The sequence below is a fragment of the Methanosarcina sp. genome (genome assembly GCF_035390745.1).
Taxonomy (GTDB): domain Archaea; phylum Halobacteriota; class Methanosarcinia; order Methanosarcinales; family Methanosarcinaceae; genus Methanosarcina.
The window spans coordinates 16867-30614 of sequence record NZ_DAOOUJ010000039.1; the positions used below are offsets into that span (position 1 = coordinate 16867).

Annotated in this window: 15 protein-coding genes; 5 read left to right on the top strand and 10 right to left on the bottom strand. The window is 44.8% G+C overall.

Annotation, left to right across the window (positions count from 1 at the left end; translation table 11 throughout):
• From PLL47_RS09840 to PLL47_RS09875, 8 genes are all read right to left on the bottom strand, one after another.
• Positions 1 to 1986: SNF2 helicase-associated domain-containing protein (locus tag PLL47_RS09840; protein WP_324446020.1), on the bottom strand; the 1986-nt coding region annotated here is incomplete at its 3' end.
• Between the two features lie 113 nt (positions 1987 to 2099).
• Entirely contained in the window at positions 2100 to 4016 is a 1917-nt protein-coding gene (gene feoB, locus PLL47_RS09845; RefSeq protein ID WP_324446021.1) for a ferrous iron transport protein B, read from the bottom strand.
• Complete coding sequence (locus tag PLL47_RS09850) at positions 4013 to 4273, bottom strand: FeoA family protein (RefSeq protein WP_324446022.1); 261 nt, start codon at positions 4271 to 4273, stop codon at positions 4013 to 4015. Before PLL47_RS09850 ends, feoB begins: the two co-directional genes overlap by 4 nt.
• Positions 4274 to 4352: 79 nt before the next feature.
• Positions 4353 to 4493 carry a nucleotide-binding protein gene (locus PLL47_RS09855; protein ID WP_324446036.1) on the bottom strand — a complete coding sequence of 47 codons (141 nt, stop codon included), beginning with the start codon at positions 4491 to 4493 and terminating at the stop codon, positions 4353 to 4355.
• Positions 4494 to 4548: 55 nt separating this feature from the next.
• Positions 4549 to 4971, bottom strand: a complete 423-nt coding sequence (locus PLL47_RS09860; RefSeq protein WP_324446023.1) for a NifB/NifX family molybdenum-iron cluster-binding protein — start codon at positions 4969 to 4971, stop codon at positions 4549 to 4551.
• Between the two features lie 15 nt (positions 4972 to 4986).
• Positions 4987 to 5763 carry a cation diffusion facilitator family transporter gene (locus PLL47_RS09865; protein ID WP_324446024.1) on the bottom strand — a complete coding sequence of 259 codons (777 nt, stop codon included), beginning with the start codon at positions 5761 to 5763 and terminating at the stop codon, positions 4987 to 4989.
• 72 nt (positions 5764 to 5835) lie between these two features.
• Complete coding sequence (locus PLL47_RS09870; RefSeq protein WP_324446025.1) at positions 5836 to 6357, bottom strand: cob(I)yrinic acid a,c-diamide adenosyltransferase; 522 nt, start codon at positions 6355 to 6357, stop codon at positions 5836 to 5838.
• Positions 6358 to 6623: 266 nt separating this feature from the next.
• Positions 6624 to 7163 (bottom strand): MogA/MoaB family molybdenum cofactor biosynthesis protein, encoded by a 540-nt coding sequence (locus PLL47_RS09875; RefSeq protein ID WP_324446026.1) that lies wholly within the window; start codon positions 7161 to 7163, stop codon positions 6624 to 6626.
• Between the two features lie 119 nt (positions 7164 to 7282).
• Between PLL47_RS09875 and PLL47_RS09880 the strand changes: the two genes are divergently transcribed.
• The 4 genes from PLL47_RS09880 (at position 7283) to PLL47_RS09895 (ending at position 11438) form a co-directional block, all read left to right on the top strand.
• Positions 7283 to 8404, top strand: a complete 1122-nt coding sequence (locus PLL47_RS09880) for a DUF1786 domain-containing protein (protein WP_324446027.1) — start codon at positions 7283 to 7285, stop codon at positions 8402 to 8404.
• 306 nt (positions 8405 to 8710) lie between these two features.
• Complete coding sequence (locus PLL47_RS09885) at positions 8711 to 9232, top strand: 50S ribosomal protein L16 (RefSeq protein ID WP_324446028.1); 522 nt, start codon at positions 8711 to 8713, stop codon at positions 9230 to 9232.
• Between the two features lie 34 nt (positions 9233 to 9266).
• A complete protein-coding gene (locus tag PLL47_RS09890) occupies positions 9267 to 9875 on the top strand; it encodes a translation initiation factor IF-2 subunit beta (protein ID WP_324446029.1) in 609 nt (202 codons plus the stop codon).
• A 348-nt stretch (positions 9876 to 10223) separates the two neighbouring features.
• Positions 10224 to 11438, top strand: a complete 1215-nt coding sequence (locus PLL47_RS09895) for a radical SAM/SPASM domain-containing protein (protein ID WP_324446030.1) — start codon at positions 10224 to 10226, stop codon at positions 11436 to 11438.
• Positions 11439 to 11483: 45 nt separating this feature from the next.
• Here PLL47_RS09895 and PLL47_RS09900 read toward each other — a convergent pair whose 3' ends face one another.
• Together PLL47_RS09900 and PLL47_RS09905 are read right to left on the bottom strand one after the other, a co-directional pair.
• Positions 11484 to 11633, bottom strand: a complete 150-nt coding sequence (locus tag PLL47_RS09900; protein WP_324446031.1) for a hypothetical protein — start codon at positions 11631 to 11633, stop codon at positions 11484 to 11486.
• A 2-nt stretch (positions 11634 to 11635) separates the two neighbouring features.
• Positions 11636 to 11887: a nucleotidyltransferase domain-containing protein gene (locus PLL47_RS09905; protein ID WP_324446032.1), complete on the bottom strand. Its 252-nt coding sequence runs from the start codon at positions 11885 to 11887 to the stop codon at positions 11636 to 11638.
• A gap of 225 nt (positions 11888 to 12112) precedes the next feature.
• Between PLL47_RS09905 and PLL47_RS09910 the strand changes: the two genes are divergently transcribed.
• A complete protein-coding gene (locus PLL47_RS09910) occupies positions 12113 to 13588 on the top strand; it encodes a tryptophan--tRNA ligase (protein ID WP_324446033.1) in 1476 nt (491 codons plus the stop codon).
• Positions 13589 to 13748 lie beyond the last annotated feature (160 nt).

The window sequence follows — 13748 nt, forward strand, 5'->3', positions numbered from 1 at the left end:
CGGCTTTGGAACTTTACGTCCGTCAACTTTTTCTTCAGCATTTACTGCAACTTTTTCTGCAACTTTTTCTTCAGCATTTTCTTCAGCATTTTCTGCAACTTTTGCTTCAACCTGTTCCCGATCATGCTGGATAAGAGCAAGAGTCTGGACGGTTTTGCCAAGCCCCATGTCATCTGCAAGGCAGGCTCCTATGCCCCACTGCCTCAGGAAAGCCAGCCATGAGTAACCTCTGAACTGGTATGGACGAAGGGTTCCTGAAAAACCGTTGGGGGCCGGAAGTTCTTCAAATCCGGTTTTGTCTTTCAAGCGGGTAATTAATTCTTCAATCCAGCCGGCTGCATTGAGCCCTTCAACATCCACACCATCGGCTTTTTCGGAAGCTCCCACAGCCAGCTTTAGAACGTCGCGCAGGCTTGCTTCTCCGTTAGGGTTTTTCTTCCAGAACTCAAGAGCAGCACGGATTTCCGCATCGTTTACCTCGACCCACTGACCCCGGAATTTCACAAGCGGAGCTTTGAGCTTTGCAAGAGCCTGCAGTTCTCTGACTGTCAGCGCCCTGTCTCCAAGGGCGATTTCCCAGTCAAAGCTGACGATTTTATCGAGAGTAAGTCCGTATCCGGCCTGCAACTTCTTCTTGCCCTTAATATTAGCCTGAGCTTTCAGATGGGTCTTTGTGCCTTTACGGGTCCACCAGCCAGGGAGAAGTACCCCGAAACCCGCCTGACTTAAATTCGCTGCACTTTCAGTCAGGAAACGATAAGCCTCTTTCGTATCAAGGGAATATCCCGACGGATTGGGAGCTTCAAGGCTGGAAGCAATTTCTGCACTGATGCCGGCAGCCTGCCCGAGGGAAGATAACAGGAACTGGCGAATGTTTTTCACATCGTATTTTTTCAACGGGCTGCCCTTTTTTGGCTTCCAGGCTTCTTTCACAGGGATCAGAAGGCTTGGGTCTTCGTAAGACTGAAGCATGTAGCGGACGTACCAGAGCCCTTCGGGAACTTCGATATCGGCTATTCCTTTACCTTTTTTAGTATCTCTTTTCCCGGCTTCGGTTTCTTCGGTTTCTTTTTCCGCAGCCGGTTCTTCCAGCCGGAAACAGAACCTGAAAGGAGAAGTGGTGAGGATGGTGAGTGGGCGCTGCCATTCACGGGTCCGGACCGCAAGCTGCAGGAGTTCTTTTTCATCTCCGTAGATCAGTCCATCAGGGCTTTTAAGAGCGGAAACCCAGGCATCATGGACGCTGTCAAAGGATTTTCTTTTGCGCGGCTCTTTTGCAGGCTTTTTTTCCCCGATCTCGGACCGGACTATCCAGTCGAGAGAATCTTCAATAAACTGCCTTGCCGCTAAAGCAGCAGGTATTTCCGGCGGCACGGCAGAGGTTTCAGGAGCAAGAGCCCTTGCAACAGGGGGCATTTGCTTTGCAAGTTTTGCCAGCTCTCCGGCATCTTCTCCGGAAAATACGGGTTCCCAGAAAGCTCTGTATTCTCCTTCCCCGCCCCTGACGCCGGGCAGGTATTTCTGTCCTGCTGCCAGCGAGCCTGCAAATTTCAGGGCATCCGCCCACCAGAGAAGGTCATTTCCCGAGATTATGCCGGGAGCGAGAACCTTCTTTCCCATGCAGGCGCAGAGTAGAACAATAGCATCTTCAGCTTCCAGAGGGTATGCATGAACAGTCCAGGGAGCCAGTACATGTTCCGCTTTCGAATCAGGTATTTCAGCAACGAGAGGGCTTGAAGGGACAGGATTCCCCCCCATTGTCGGGACCCAGACGTTAATTTTCTCTGCCTCTTTCCGACCAGTACTGCCCAGCAGCAGCTCAAGGGCAGAAGACAGGTTTTCAACGCCCGAATCATAAGGATAAGGTTTTACAATCGGGTTTTTAGGCTTTCTCCCGCGCCGAACAACCGGAGTTTCACTTTCGGCCGGGCTTTCCCCCCATAAGAAAAACTGTTTTCCGACTCTTCCTGCATGAAGAATTATCATATATCTGGATAAAGAAGGAAGATATATTAAAAATGATGTGGAGCAAGCCGTTTAGAAGCTCCACTACTATATAATAGATATTTTTACTTAACCGAAGACATATGCAATCATATTCAATAACCATATAGCTCTCCGACAATCCGGATGAGAAGTGCCATTACAGTTGCCATAATTGTCGTGAAAATGATCACAAACCCTGCCCTCTTTTTTCCAAGCTCCTGTATCAAAACAGCAATGGTTGCAATGCAGGGAATATAAAATGTCACGAAAACTACAAAAGTCATAATCTGAGTTCTGCTCATCACATCGAGAACGTGTGAAGTGCCAAGGGTCTGAATAAGCATAACCATTGCCAGTTCTTTCCTCAGGATACCGAATATGAGAGTTATACCAACAACCATCGGAAGGCCGAGGAGTAATGATGTCAAAGGATACAGAATTTGGTTGATCGCCATATCCATTTTGTAGTATTCCAGAAAACTCAAGACAGCGCTTCCCGCAATCAGCAGAGGCCACGCTATGAAGACAAACTCCTTTGTCCGCAACCAGGTCTTATTTAGAACCACTTTGACAGAAGGAATCTGATATCTTGGGACTTCCAATATTAAACCCGGCGTTATTTCAGGCATAATTCTTGCAAGCAACGTGCCTGAAAGCGCAATTACGACAATGTTCAGGATATATATTCCAAGTGCAGCGGCAGGACTTATGAAAAATGCCACAAGACCCAAAATAATAGTGGTTCTGGCAGCACAGGGCACCATGGTGGCAAGAACAGCTGTAATATACCTGTCTCTGTCGGATTCCAGGATCCGTGTACCCATAACAGCCGGCACATTACAGCCATAGCCAAGAATCAGGGGCAGTATAGACTTGCCATGAAGTCCCATTCTGTGCAGGAATGTATCCATAAGAAAAGCGATTCTGGGCAGGTATCCCGCATCTTCCATTACAGCAAGCCCTATTAAAAAGGGAATTAGGTATGGCAGGACGATTCCTATACCTCCTGCAAAACCCTGTATCACCCCGATAAACAGGTATTGAGCTAACCCGGTCCCTAAACGCACCCTGGCTGCAGGGATTACTGATTTTTCAAAGAAATTTATTATTGGACTTTCTATCACAGCACCCAGCGAGAACACAATATTGAAAAAAAGGTAGAGGATTAGAGCCAAAAAAACATAGCCCAGATATTGATGCATTAGAACTTTGTCCAGTTTGTCCCTGAAAGTGATCCCTAGTTTTCCAACAGTAGCTACTTCATCAAATATATTAATGGCAAGAGCATGGCGCTCTGAAGATATAACCACATCAGAAGGTCTCCCATGAGATTTCTCAAGGATCTTCTGAGCATGTGTTATCTCTTCAAGGATTTTTACATCTTCAATCTTAGTTAAAAAATACTCGTCTCCTTCAAGAAGTTTCATGGCTAAAAAGCGTTCAGGAACATTCCATTCTTTTGCAAGAATCGAGACTTTTACTGCAAGATCTTCGACGACCTTTTCCACATCTTTGCTAAAAGACAGGCTTTTTCCCAGCTCCTTTTGCTCTCCAGCCTTGAGGCTCTCCTCTATTAGCTCCTGGATTCCAATGCCCTTTACGGCAATGGCAGAGACTACCGGCACCCCAAGCACTTCAGAGAGTTTTTTTGTATTGATATGGATTCCTTTTCTGCGGGCATCATCCATGAAATTTAGACACAGGACAAGAGGTATTTCCAGTTCCATAAGCTGTTTCGTAAGCTCTAAGCTCCGGCTGAGAAGAGAAGCATCTATTACATTTATTACGACATCCACTTCGCCTTTTAGCAGATACTTTCTGGATTCCAGTTCTGCGAGATCAAAGGATGTCAGGGAATATGTCCCTGGCAAATCCACAATGTCAAAAACCTTGCCATGATAGTTTACCTGACTTTTGGTATACTGTACAGTCTTGCCAGGAAAGTTCGAAGTAACGGCACGATACCCGGCCAGTTGATTAAAAATTGTGCTTTTGCCCGAATTCTGCTGACCGGCAAGTGCGATGATCAATCCACCACTTCCACCTCAATCTTCTGGGCTACACTCCTGCCTATGGCAACTTCACTATCCCTGATATCAATTAGCAGGGGTCCGCCAAATACAGAGCTCCTAATTATTCCCACAATATCCCCAGGGTGAATACCCATCTCCGCTAATCTTTGTCTTACGCTTCGACCTCCCCTTATTTCTCTAACCTTTACTTTATTACCTTCCTGAACCTGATCCAACCTTGGCATAATATCTACAACTCTCGCTCCTGGAGCCATTTATGAATATATATTCAATAGTATCTGTTTGATTTAATATATGTCCATATAATAGGAAAGTGAAAACCAAAACCAGGGTTCAATGATATTGTTTGTCCAAATAATGACAGTCAGGTTCCTCAAAATCACAATCATAGGACTGTACATCTTCGATTGAAAGGTCAAAATTAACAGCTATTGTTGTTTTCCCTGTCCCCCCTTTTCCACTTGCGATTGTAATTTTTGCAGGTTAAACTCCCGGATTATTTTCATTGGGCCCCAAGCTACAGATAATTTTACTCCGTAGGTGCTGTGAGCGTGTTCAACTCTGAAACCTTCTCCACAACTTTTTCAACATCTTCCTCTTCTTCTGGCATCTGGAGTAGCTTCACAAAACTATCGCGGAGAGTGTGGAAAGGGGCTTCTCCGATTTCATCCACGACCAGAACATTGACACCCTGACTCTTCAGAAACTCTGCCGCTCTGAGACCTTTTTTCTTCTCCAGGCCTGCAGCAGGGTTTTCGCTGACATCCCAGCTTTTTATTTTATCCTCTTCGAGTTCAATAAAAATAAAGTACGGAGCTTTGCTAAAATGCCGGGAAACCTTTGAATGCAAACCTTCCGGCATTAGAACAGGAAATGCAATCTTCGTAACAGATACCTTTTCGGGCTTTACATTTATAACCAGATGTTCCAGGTTCTTTACCTCGTTTTTCACCGTCTTTTCGATCTCTTAGGAGAGCATTTCCACTCTTTTAAGATTGGCATCGCCCTCTATTTCAATTTCAATCTCCCCAAATACTACTAGCCCAGACTTTCGAAGTCTGATTTCATCGACCCTCTTAATACCCTGAATGCTGCCCACATTTTCCCTTATTTTTGCAATCGAGTCTTTATCCAGCCATGCGTCCATAAGTGTCAGTACAGAATCCCTTGCCATACCGATTCCAAGTTTGAATATCATAACAGAGATGACCAGCACCCCAGCACTATCGAGCCAAAACACCCCCAGGATCGAACCAGCAATAGTAATAACAACTATCAGGGAACTGAAAACGTCTATATAGGAGTGTATTGCATCGGCAATCAAAGCCTGAGAATCTATCAGTTTGCCGACTCTGAGTTTGTATTGAGATAATGCATACATTGCTATTACCGAGAATATAGCTGTGCCAAGTGCAATTCCCTGCAATTTCAGCTCGATGGGACTTGTTATGTTCAGCAGCGCCTCACGTACAAGCTCGACTCCTGAAAAGAGGATTATAATAGACACGAGGAGCGAAACCAGGTTGTCTGCTTTGTAGTAGCCGTAGGGGAATTTTTCTTCGCTGCCTTTAAGGCTGAGCTTGAGCCCTACCCAGACGGCAAATGATGCGAAGATATCCAGGGATGTGTGGACAGCATCAGCGATCAGAGCCGAGCTTCCGGAATAAAAGCCGACGATGCCTTTTAATATTGAAAGAAAAACCAGAGTAAGAGTAGAATTCTTTGAAGCCTTAGCTCCTAACAACAATTTCTCCTGTACAACCATTCTCTCACACCATTCCTGGATATATACATACAGGAAACTATATGTTAAGAGTTAATATTCAACCCCTTCCCTTGCCGGGACATTTTTCTCAAAGGGATGCTTAACAAACTTCATTTCAGTCACCAGGTCTGCCCTTTTGACCAGTTTTTCAGGAGCCCTCCGCCCTGTCAGGATGACTGTTGTCTCTTCGGGGATGTCTTCCAGTAATTTCAGGATATCTTCGGTCTTCACAATGCCGAAATGAGCTGCAAGATTGATCTCATCCAGTATAAGAAGCCTGGGCTTCCTCCTGAGGGCTTCTTTTGCGAATTCGAGCCCCTTTTCTGCCAGCTCATAATCCAGGGGCACGGGGTTTTTGAAGTCTATGAACTCTTCCCTTCCGAACTGGTGAATCTCATATTCAGGCGCTAGCCTGTCCTTAACTTTGTATTCCCCTATGTATTTTCTACCTTTCATGAACTGGATAATTATGACCCTGTACCCGTGACCCACCGCCCTGAGAGCCATCCCGAGGGCGTTTGTGGTCTTTCCTTCTCCTTCTCCTGTGTAAAGATAAACCATGCCTTTTGCCAATTTAACCCCTCAGAAGGTGTACCTCTCCCTAGAAAAAGAGTAGTTTGCAGGCATATGTTATTTTTGTAATAGGGCCTCCATAATCAACAAAAAATTAGTTTTTCTCCGTAAAGGGCTTTTGGTCTTCCCGGCAGTGTGCCAATTTTTCTATAAAATTACAAATTTTAAGAGATTTTTGAGTCAAGAATTCGAGATCATAAGATTAGTTACATATACCGTATCCAAAAAATTGATTTTGAATTTATAGAAAATTCGCTGCACTGCCTTTATTCCTTCACATGCCTTACAATGTGCCCTGCTTCAGGAATAATAATCTTAGAAAGGGCGAGCTTCACCGCGTTTGGCGACCCCGGCAGGCAGAATACAGCCTTTCCTTTCATTATGCCTGCCGAAGCCCTGGTCAGGATCACTGAAGTCCCTATTTCTTCAAGGCTTTTGTACCTGAAAAGTTCTCCGAAACCAGGGATTTCTTTTTCAAAAAGAGGGACTACGGACTCGATAGTAAGGTCTTTTGGAGCAAGCCCTGTGCCTCCGCTTGTTATAACGATGTCAGCAGAACTGTCAAGAGCGGAAAAAAGAGCATCAAGAATTGCATCTTTTCCGTCAGGCACAAGCCTGTAGAAAGATACTTTATTGCCTGCCGCCTCGAGAAGTTCTTTCATAGCCTTTCCTGAAAGGTCTTCAGCTTCATCAGGAGAAGCCTGATTTCCGTACTTCCCGTACCTTGATGTCGAAATTGTGATTAGAGCAAAAGAAAAGGATTTTTTAGCGTCTTTTTTATGGATTTCTGGTGTAGATTCTTTCATGAAAACGGCACTCTCCATTTACTTAGTTTTTCATATGATGTTTTATTTCTTCTTATCCTGTATCCTCAAAGCTACTTGCCTTCCCATATTTTAATAACTTATCAGCCCAATGCTCGGTTATGCACATAATTGCGGCGGACATAGGGACAGGTACGCAGGATATCCTGCTTTTTGATTCTGGAAAAGAAGTTGAAAACAGCCTTATTATGGTCATGCCTGCTCCCACACAGGTGACTGCGGAAAGGGTGAGAAGAGTAACTAAAGCAGGAAAAGCACTTGTGCTTACCGGAACCATTATGGGAGGAGGGCCTTCGGCATGGGCTGTCCGCACACACCTGAAAGCAGGGCTCCCTGTATACGCCACTGAATCAGCTGCTCTGACCCTTCACGACAACCTTGAGAGAGTGAAGTCTTTTGGAGTCCAGATTGTTATGGAGGAAGAGGCAAAAAGGCTTGCAGATTCGGGAGAGGCGCTGGAAATTGTTATGCAGGACTTTGACCCCTATGCTGTTTCATGTGCATTTTCAAATTTTGAGGTCAGGATGCCGGAAAATTATGCAGTGGCAGTACAGGATCACGGGAATGCTCCGGATAAGAGCAACAGAGTCTACAGGTTTGAACTTTTAAAGGAACTCATCGAGAAGGGAGGAAAGCTCGAAGACTTTGTCTACCGTCCCGAGGAAATTCCACCACCGTTTACGCGCATGAAAGCCCAGGCAGATTCGCTTCTTAAAGCCACTACAGCCCTCAATACGCGGGCAGTCTTCATGGATACCGGACCTGCAGCTGTATTTGGAGCTCTTGCAGATCCGGTAGCAGTCCAGCCTTCCATCGTGATCAATATAGGGAACGGACACACACTTGGAGCTCTCGTAAGTGAAAACAGGATCACGGCTATTTTCGAGCATCACAGTTCCAGCATGGACCCGGAAAAGCTTCAGGACTATATTATCAGGCTTGCTGAAGGGAAACTTGGTTTTGATGAGGTATTTGAAGACGGAGGGCACGGGGCATACATAAAGGAAGCTCACGGCTTTGAACAGGTACGTTCGATAATGGTTACAGGACCTAAAAGGGAGATGCTTGAAAAGCTTCCATCCTCGGAATTCAGGCAGGAAATTTTAGAAAAAATTCACTTTGCAGCACCTTTCGGGAGCATGATGCTTTCAGGATGCTTCGGGCTTCTTGCAGGATTTTTTGAAAAATACCCGGAAACATCAATAAAACTTATAAACCACTAAGTAGTAGGGAGTAAGTCACCTAAGCCCGGGATATATAAAATTTCAAGGGATGTAGAATCTCAGGCATGAAATTCCCTATCGGAGAACCGGGTGATACAGAAATTTCCTGCCAGGGCCCGCAGGGGCAGGTTTACAGATAAATGTAAATACAGGCAGGGATCTTTATATGCACATATCTCCATGCTCAACGATTTGCTAAACAGTTTTTTGTGAACTTGAAGCAAACGCTTATAAATGGATTATAAGTGGAAAAAGCTTCCACTCAAAATATTATCAAAATCATCACTTTTCAGGAGAATCAAACTAATGGTACGAAAGCCAGGAAGTATGTACAGAAACGTGAGGCAGCGCTCATTTACCAGAAGAAAATACATGGGCGGTGTTCCAGGAAGCCAGGTTATTCACTATGATATGGGAGACAAAGCAAACACAACTTTCCCAGTAAAAATTTCCCTGCTTGCAGAAGAGAAATGCCAGATAAGGCACACTGCACTTGAAGCAGCCCGTATCACTGCAAACAGGCACCTTGTTGAAGATACAGGAAAGATGGGCTTTTACATGAAGCTCCGTGTTTATCCCCACGAAGTTCTCAGGGAAAACAAGCAGGCAACTGGAGCTGGTGCTGACCGTGTGTCCAGTGGAATGCGCAGGGCTTTTGGAAAGAACGTCGGTACCGCAGCAAGGGTAAAATCAATGCAGAAGATCTTTACAGTAGCCGTTGAGAAGCAGAACTTCCAGGCTGCAAAGAAAGCTCTCTGGCATGCAGGACAGAAACTTCCAACCCCCTGCAGAATCGTTATCGATGAAGGCGCAGAACTGGTACAGTAACCTGTTAGAAGCCAATTACAAGGGAGTCTAAAGAATGTATGATTACGAAGAGCTTTTAAACCGTGCAATGGCAAAGATGCCGGATACAAAGACTACTGATGCTCGATTCGTAATCCCTGAACCCAAACTCTTTTCCGAAGGCAAGACCACAATTCTGGATAACTTCGGAAGTATTGCAGACACCCTTAACCGGGACCCTGACCACCTGATGAAATATCTCACCAGGGAACTGGGGACTGCAGGGAAGATAGAAGGCACACGTGCAGTCTTCCAGGGCAGGTTTACGAGAGCTCAGATTACAGACAACATTCAGGCATACGTTGACGAATACGTTATGTGCTCGGAATGCGAACGCCCGGATACCCAGCTTGTCAGGGTTGACAGGGTGCTTGTCCTGCAGTGCTCTGCCTGCGGAGCGCACAGACCTGTCAAAAAGAGAAAGGTAAGCAATGTGGTTGTCAGGGAAGCCATCGAAGAGGGTGGAACCTATGAACTCCGGATAGATGCCGTTGGGTCCAAAGGTGACGGGATAGCAAAAATAGACAAGTATACGGTCTTCGTGCCCGGAGCCGCAAAAGGCGACGTGGTAAAAGTAAAGATAAAGAAAATCAGCGGAAACCTCGCCTTCTCGGAAAGGGCTTGAGGTCCAAGCTTTTTATTTTAAAGAGGCAGTCCAGGCAGACTACTATTTTTCGGTTTTCGTGCCCGGACAGCTTAAGTCCTCGTTTTCAAAAACTGATATTCTCAAACTGATATTCTCACTTTTAACAGCTATTTGTGTTCAGCATTATATTCGGTTGCAGTCTATTTTTAAAGGTTTTATGATTATTGAAACTGGTTCAACAAATTTCCTGGAAAAAAATCTAAGTCCTGGTTTCTCTTGATTCCAGAAAAGACAGGTACGATTTAAATAAGTGTTAAGAGATATTAAACCTAGAGATTAGAGATTTGTCAGTAAATCAGAAACCCGAAAAATTACCTGTGAGGAAAAATGATTCCAGAAAAAAAGAATGTGTCGGATTTTCCCACAAAAAAAAGAAATACAGAAATTTTCTCCATGCCGGGGCTGTCTGTGAATCTTCAGCAGCGTGAAGGAAAAGCCGTGAAACTTACAGCAAGCGGGCCATTGAAATCCGCATGCAGCCCTATATTGAAAAAGATGAATTCACGCCTGGAGGAGGAAAAACCGGCTCTTGTGCAGGAGGACTGCTTTGTTCCTTCAGCCTGGCTGCCTCCGATACCCAGTCCTGCTTTTAAACGCCTTATTTTTGCAGAAGTCCAGATAGCTCTGGGGAAATATATTCCTGAAACAGTTTCTATTGAAATCACTCGCCAGAGCGGTTCAAGGTATCCACCGGGAACAGTTGTCGACGAACTGGATACGGACACGATTAAAAGAGTAATAGATGAAGCCCTGGACCTTGGCACATTAATTATAAGTTTTACCGAAAATGACCCTCTTCTGCGTAAAGAGATCTTTGAACTTATCGAGTATGTGGATAAAAAACGCGCTATAGTTAACTGTTCTACCTGGGGTACGGACTTCACAAAAGAAACTGCCCGCCGCTTGAAAGAAGCCGGGCTTCACTCCCTGATGGTTGGCGTTTATTCGACTGATCCCAAAAAGCATGATGCGGTCCGAAAATCGGAAGGGTCTTACGAACGGGCGATTTCAACCATAAAACTTGCTCTTGAAGCAGGGCTTCTGGTTGTGATGACAACACACGCTTCTCCTTCAAACATGAAAGAACTTCCTGCTCTCTATGCACTTGCATCGGAACTTGGAGTACACGAGTTTTCAGTCTGGGAGTCGATGCCAAAGAGAAGAGGCGAATCTGTAATTACTGACAGAGACAGGAGAACAATCCTTGAAATGTATCACAGGATTAATTCTGCCCCGGAAGGTCCTCGAATGTTTTCAAACACATATTTTGAAGGGCAGATGATGGGTGCAATGGCAGGCAGACGCTGGATGCATGTGACCGTGGACGGAGACGTGAAACCAAGCCCGTATCCTCCATTCAGGTTCGGGAATGTAAAAGAAGTGTCTTTAAAAGAGATCTGGCAGAGGATAAGGAGTTATCCGTATTTCCAGAGGCAGAAGAATATAAGCCCCATGCATGACCCTGAATTTATGGAGCTTGTCGAGAAAATCCCTGAAGAGGCAAAATTGCCCTATCCTTTTGAAGAGATTTGCGGGAAATAACTTTAAGATAGTATGAGTTCTCTGAGATGGGAAAACGTTCTCATTTCAGACCCTCGCCAGGAATTTTTTATCTATCAAATCATACATGTACTTCAGGTCCAGATAAGCCGGGATTACTTCAGATTCGTAATCTATTCTACTGGATTCGTCTCTGGAGAAAATAACATGTCCTTTTTTGATAACCTCAAACTGCAATTCTATGGGGAATTATTCAGTATTTTTACATCAAATTCAAATCTGGGCTTGATCTGTCTTTCCAGTTCACCCGCTACTTTTAAAGAGAACTTAAGGCTTTTATAAGGATCTAAACTTTCAGACAGGAGCAGAGCTACATCGATATCATTGAAATCTTCTTTTTCAAGGAATGAACCGAATATATAGGCTGCATTTACCTCTTTCAATCCGGCTAAAATCCTGCTTATGTCTGCCAGACATGAACTCTTATCCATCTCACTACAATTGAGCTTTTGAATATATATTTCTGGGGGTTAGAATCTAAAACTGAGAGAAAAATTTCTGGAATTGTTACCAGAAGATAAACATTTACATATGAGCAGGTATTTTTAAAGAGCGATTTAACCGGAACAAAGCTTACACTTTATTTATGCTACCCTTGTTTAGCAAGAAAAACTGCCTGCAGTATTTTCCGGAAAAGGCAGCCCATGAGGGACATTATGGATAACAAACTTGATCCGTGGAGTTCAAGCAATATCACTGACTACTCCAAGTTATTCGAAGAATTCGGGATTTCTCCTTTTGAAAATATACTTCCGGAAATTCCGTCCCCGCAGAAGTACATGCGGAGGAGAATCATCTTCGGGCACCGTGATTACGAACAGATTGCAGAGGCCATGCGGACAGGTGCCCCTTTTTCAGTTATGGACGGCTTTATGCCATCAGGGAAAGTCCATCTGGGGCACAAAATGGTAATGGACCAGATCGTCTGGCACCAGGAAAAAGGAGCTTCAGCCTTTGTCGGGATTGCAGACAGGGAAGCTTTTTCAGTGCGCGGTTTTTCCTGGCAGAAATGCAGGGAAATCGGGGTAGAAGAATACATATTGAGCCTCATTGCCCTCGGATTCAAACCTGACGGCCTCATTTACTTCCAGTCAGGCTGCGAAAGCGTTAAAGACCTTGCATTCGAACTCGGAGCCAAAGTAAATTTTTCGGAACTGAGCGCTATCTACGGCTTTTCAGGAGAAACAAGCCTCTCCCACATGCTCAGCACAGCAACCCAGGCTGCAGATATCCTTCAGCCCCAGCTTGAGGAATTCGGAGGGCCAAAACCGGTTGTGGTTCCCGTAGGCCCTGACCAGGACCCTCACCTCCGCCTAACAAGGGGGCTTGCAGGCAAAATGAATATGTTCAGGGTAGAGGAAAGAGAAACAGCAGAAGGCATGAAGTACCTCAGCGTCCGTGGGAAAGGGGCTCCTAAGGAAGCTTTGCAGGAACTTAAAAAACGCATTCCAGGAAAAGTAAAACTCTACGAAGAGCACATAGATGTTCTCCAGACTCCTGACTATGCATTCCTTGAAAGGTTTGTTTTACAGATAAGCCAGCCTGAGAAAAGGAATTACTTCATGACCCAGATTCAGGAAATCGCTAAATTTGCTAATGAGGCTAAACCGCCTGAATTTTCAGAATATGAAAAATACTTCGTTTTCAGAAAAATCTGGAAAACCGCAAGGAAAATCCTTGAAGAGATCGTGGCAGAAGTCGCAGCTGAGTTCGACAGCTATGCTTTCATTCCTCCGGCATCAACTTACCACCGCTTTATGAGCGGACTGCAGGGAGGAAAAATGTCGAGCAGTATCCCTGACAGCCATATAGCCCTCACAGATGACCCGAAGGAAGGGGCGAAAAAAGTAAAGAAGGCAAAAACAGGGGGATGTATGACCCTTGAAGAGCAGAAAAAACTGGGCGGGAAACCCGATGAATGCTCTGTCTTCGAGCTTATGCTTTTCCACCTTCTGGAAGATGATGATGAACTGCTTGAGATCAGAGAGGAATGCGTCTCCGGAACCAGAATGTGCGGCTCATGCAAGCAGCTTGCAGCCGAAAAAATGCAGGAGTTCCTTAAAGATCACCAGGAAAAGCGGGAACTTGCAAGAGAACATCTGGATGAGTACAGGATCATCTACAAAAAATAAATCATCCATTAACTCATGAATCTTAGTAAATTCATGAATCTCCAATAATTCACCAGACTCTTGGTATCAAACTTCAATGTCAAAGTTTTAAATTATCAGGATTCACAGGATATGGTCACATATGAGTATTCAGGATAACCTCACAATCAATGAAAAAAAA

Excerpts from the sequence above, each read along its gene's own strand:
- PLL47_RS09850 (WP_324446022.1), bottom strand. The coding sequence starts at position 4,273 with ATGGCTCCAGGAGCGAGAGTTGTAGATATTATGCCAAGGTTGGATCAG.
- PLL47_RS09890 (WP_324446029.1), top strand. The coding sequence starts at position 9,267 with ATGTATGATTACGAAGAGCTTTTAAACCGTGCAATGGCAAAGATGCCG.
- PLL47_RS09910 (WP_324446033.1), top strand. The coding sequence starts at position 12,113 with ATGGATAACAAACTTGATCCGTGGAGTTCAAGCAATATCACTGACTAC.
- PLL47_RS09895 (WP_324446030.1), top strand. The coding sequence starts at position 10,224 with ATGATTCCAGAAAAAAAGAATGTGTCGGATTTTCCCACAAAAAAAAGA.
- PLL47_RS09905 (WP_324446032.1), bottom strand. The coding sequence starts at position 11,887 with ATGGATAAGAGTTCATGTCTGGCAGACATAAGCAGGATTTTAGCCGGA.
- PLL47_RS09885 (WP_324446028.1), top strand. The coding sequence starts at position 8,711 with ATGGTACGAAAGCCAGGAAGTATGTACAGAAACGTGAGGCAGCGCTCA.
- PLL47_RS09880 (WP_324446027.1), top strand. The coding sequence starts at position 7,283 with ATGCACATAATTGCGGCGGACATAGGGACAGGTACGCAGGATATCCTG.
- PLL47_RS09875 (WP_324446026.1), bottom strand. The coding sequence starts at position 7,163 with ATGAAAGAATCTACACCAGAAATCCATAAAAAAGACGCTAAAAAATCC.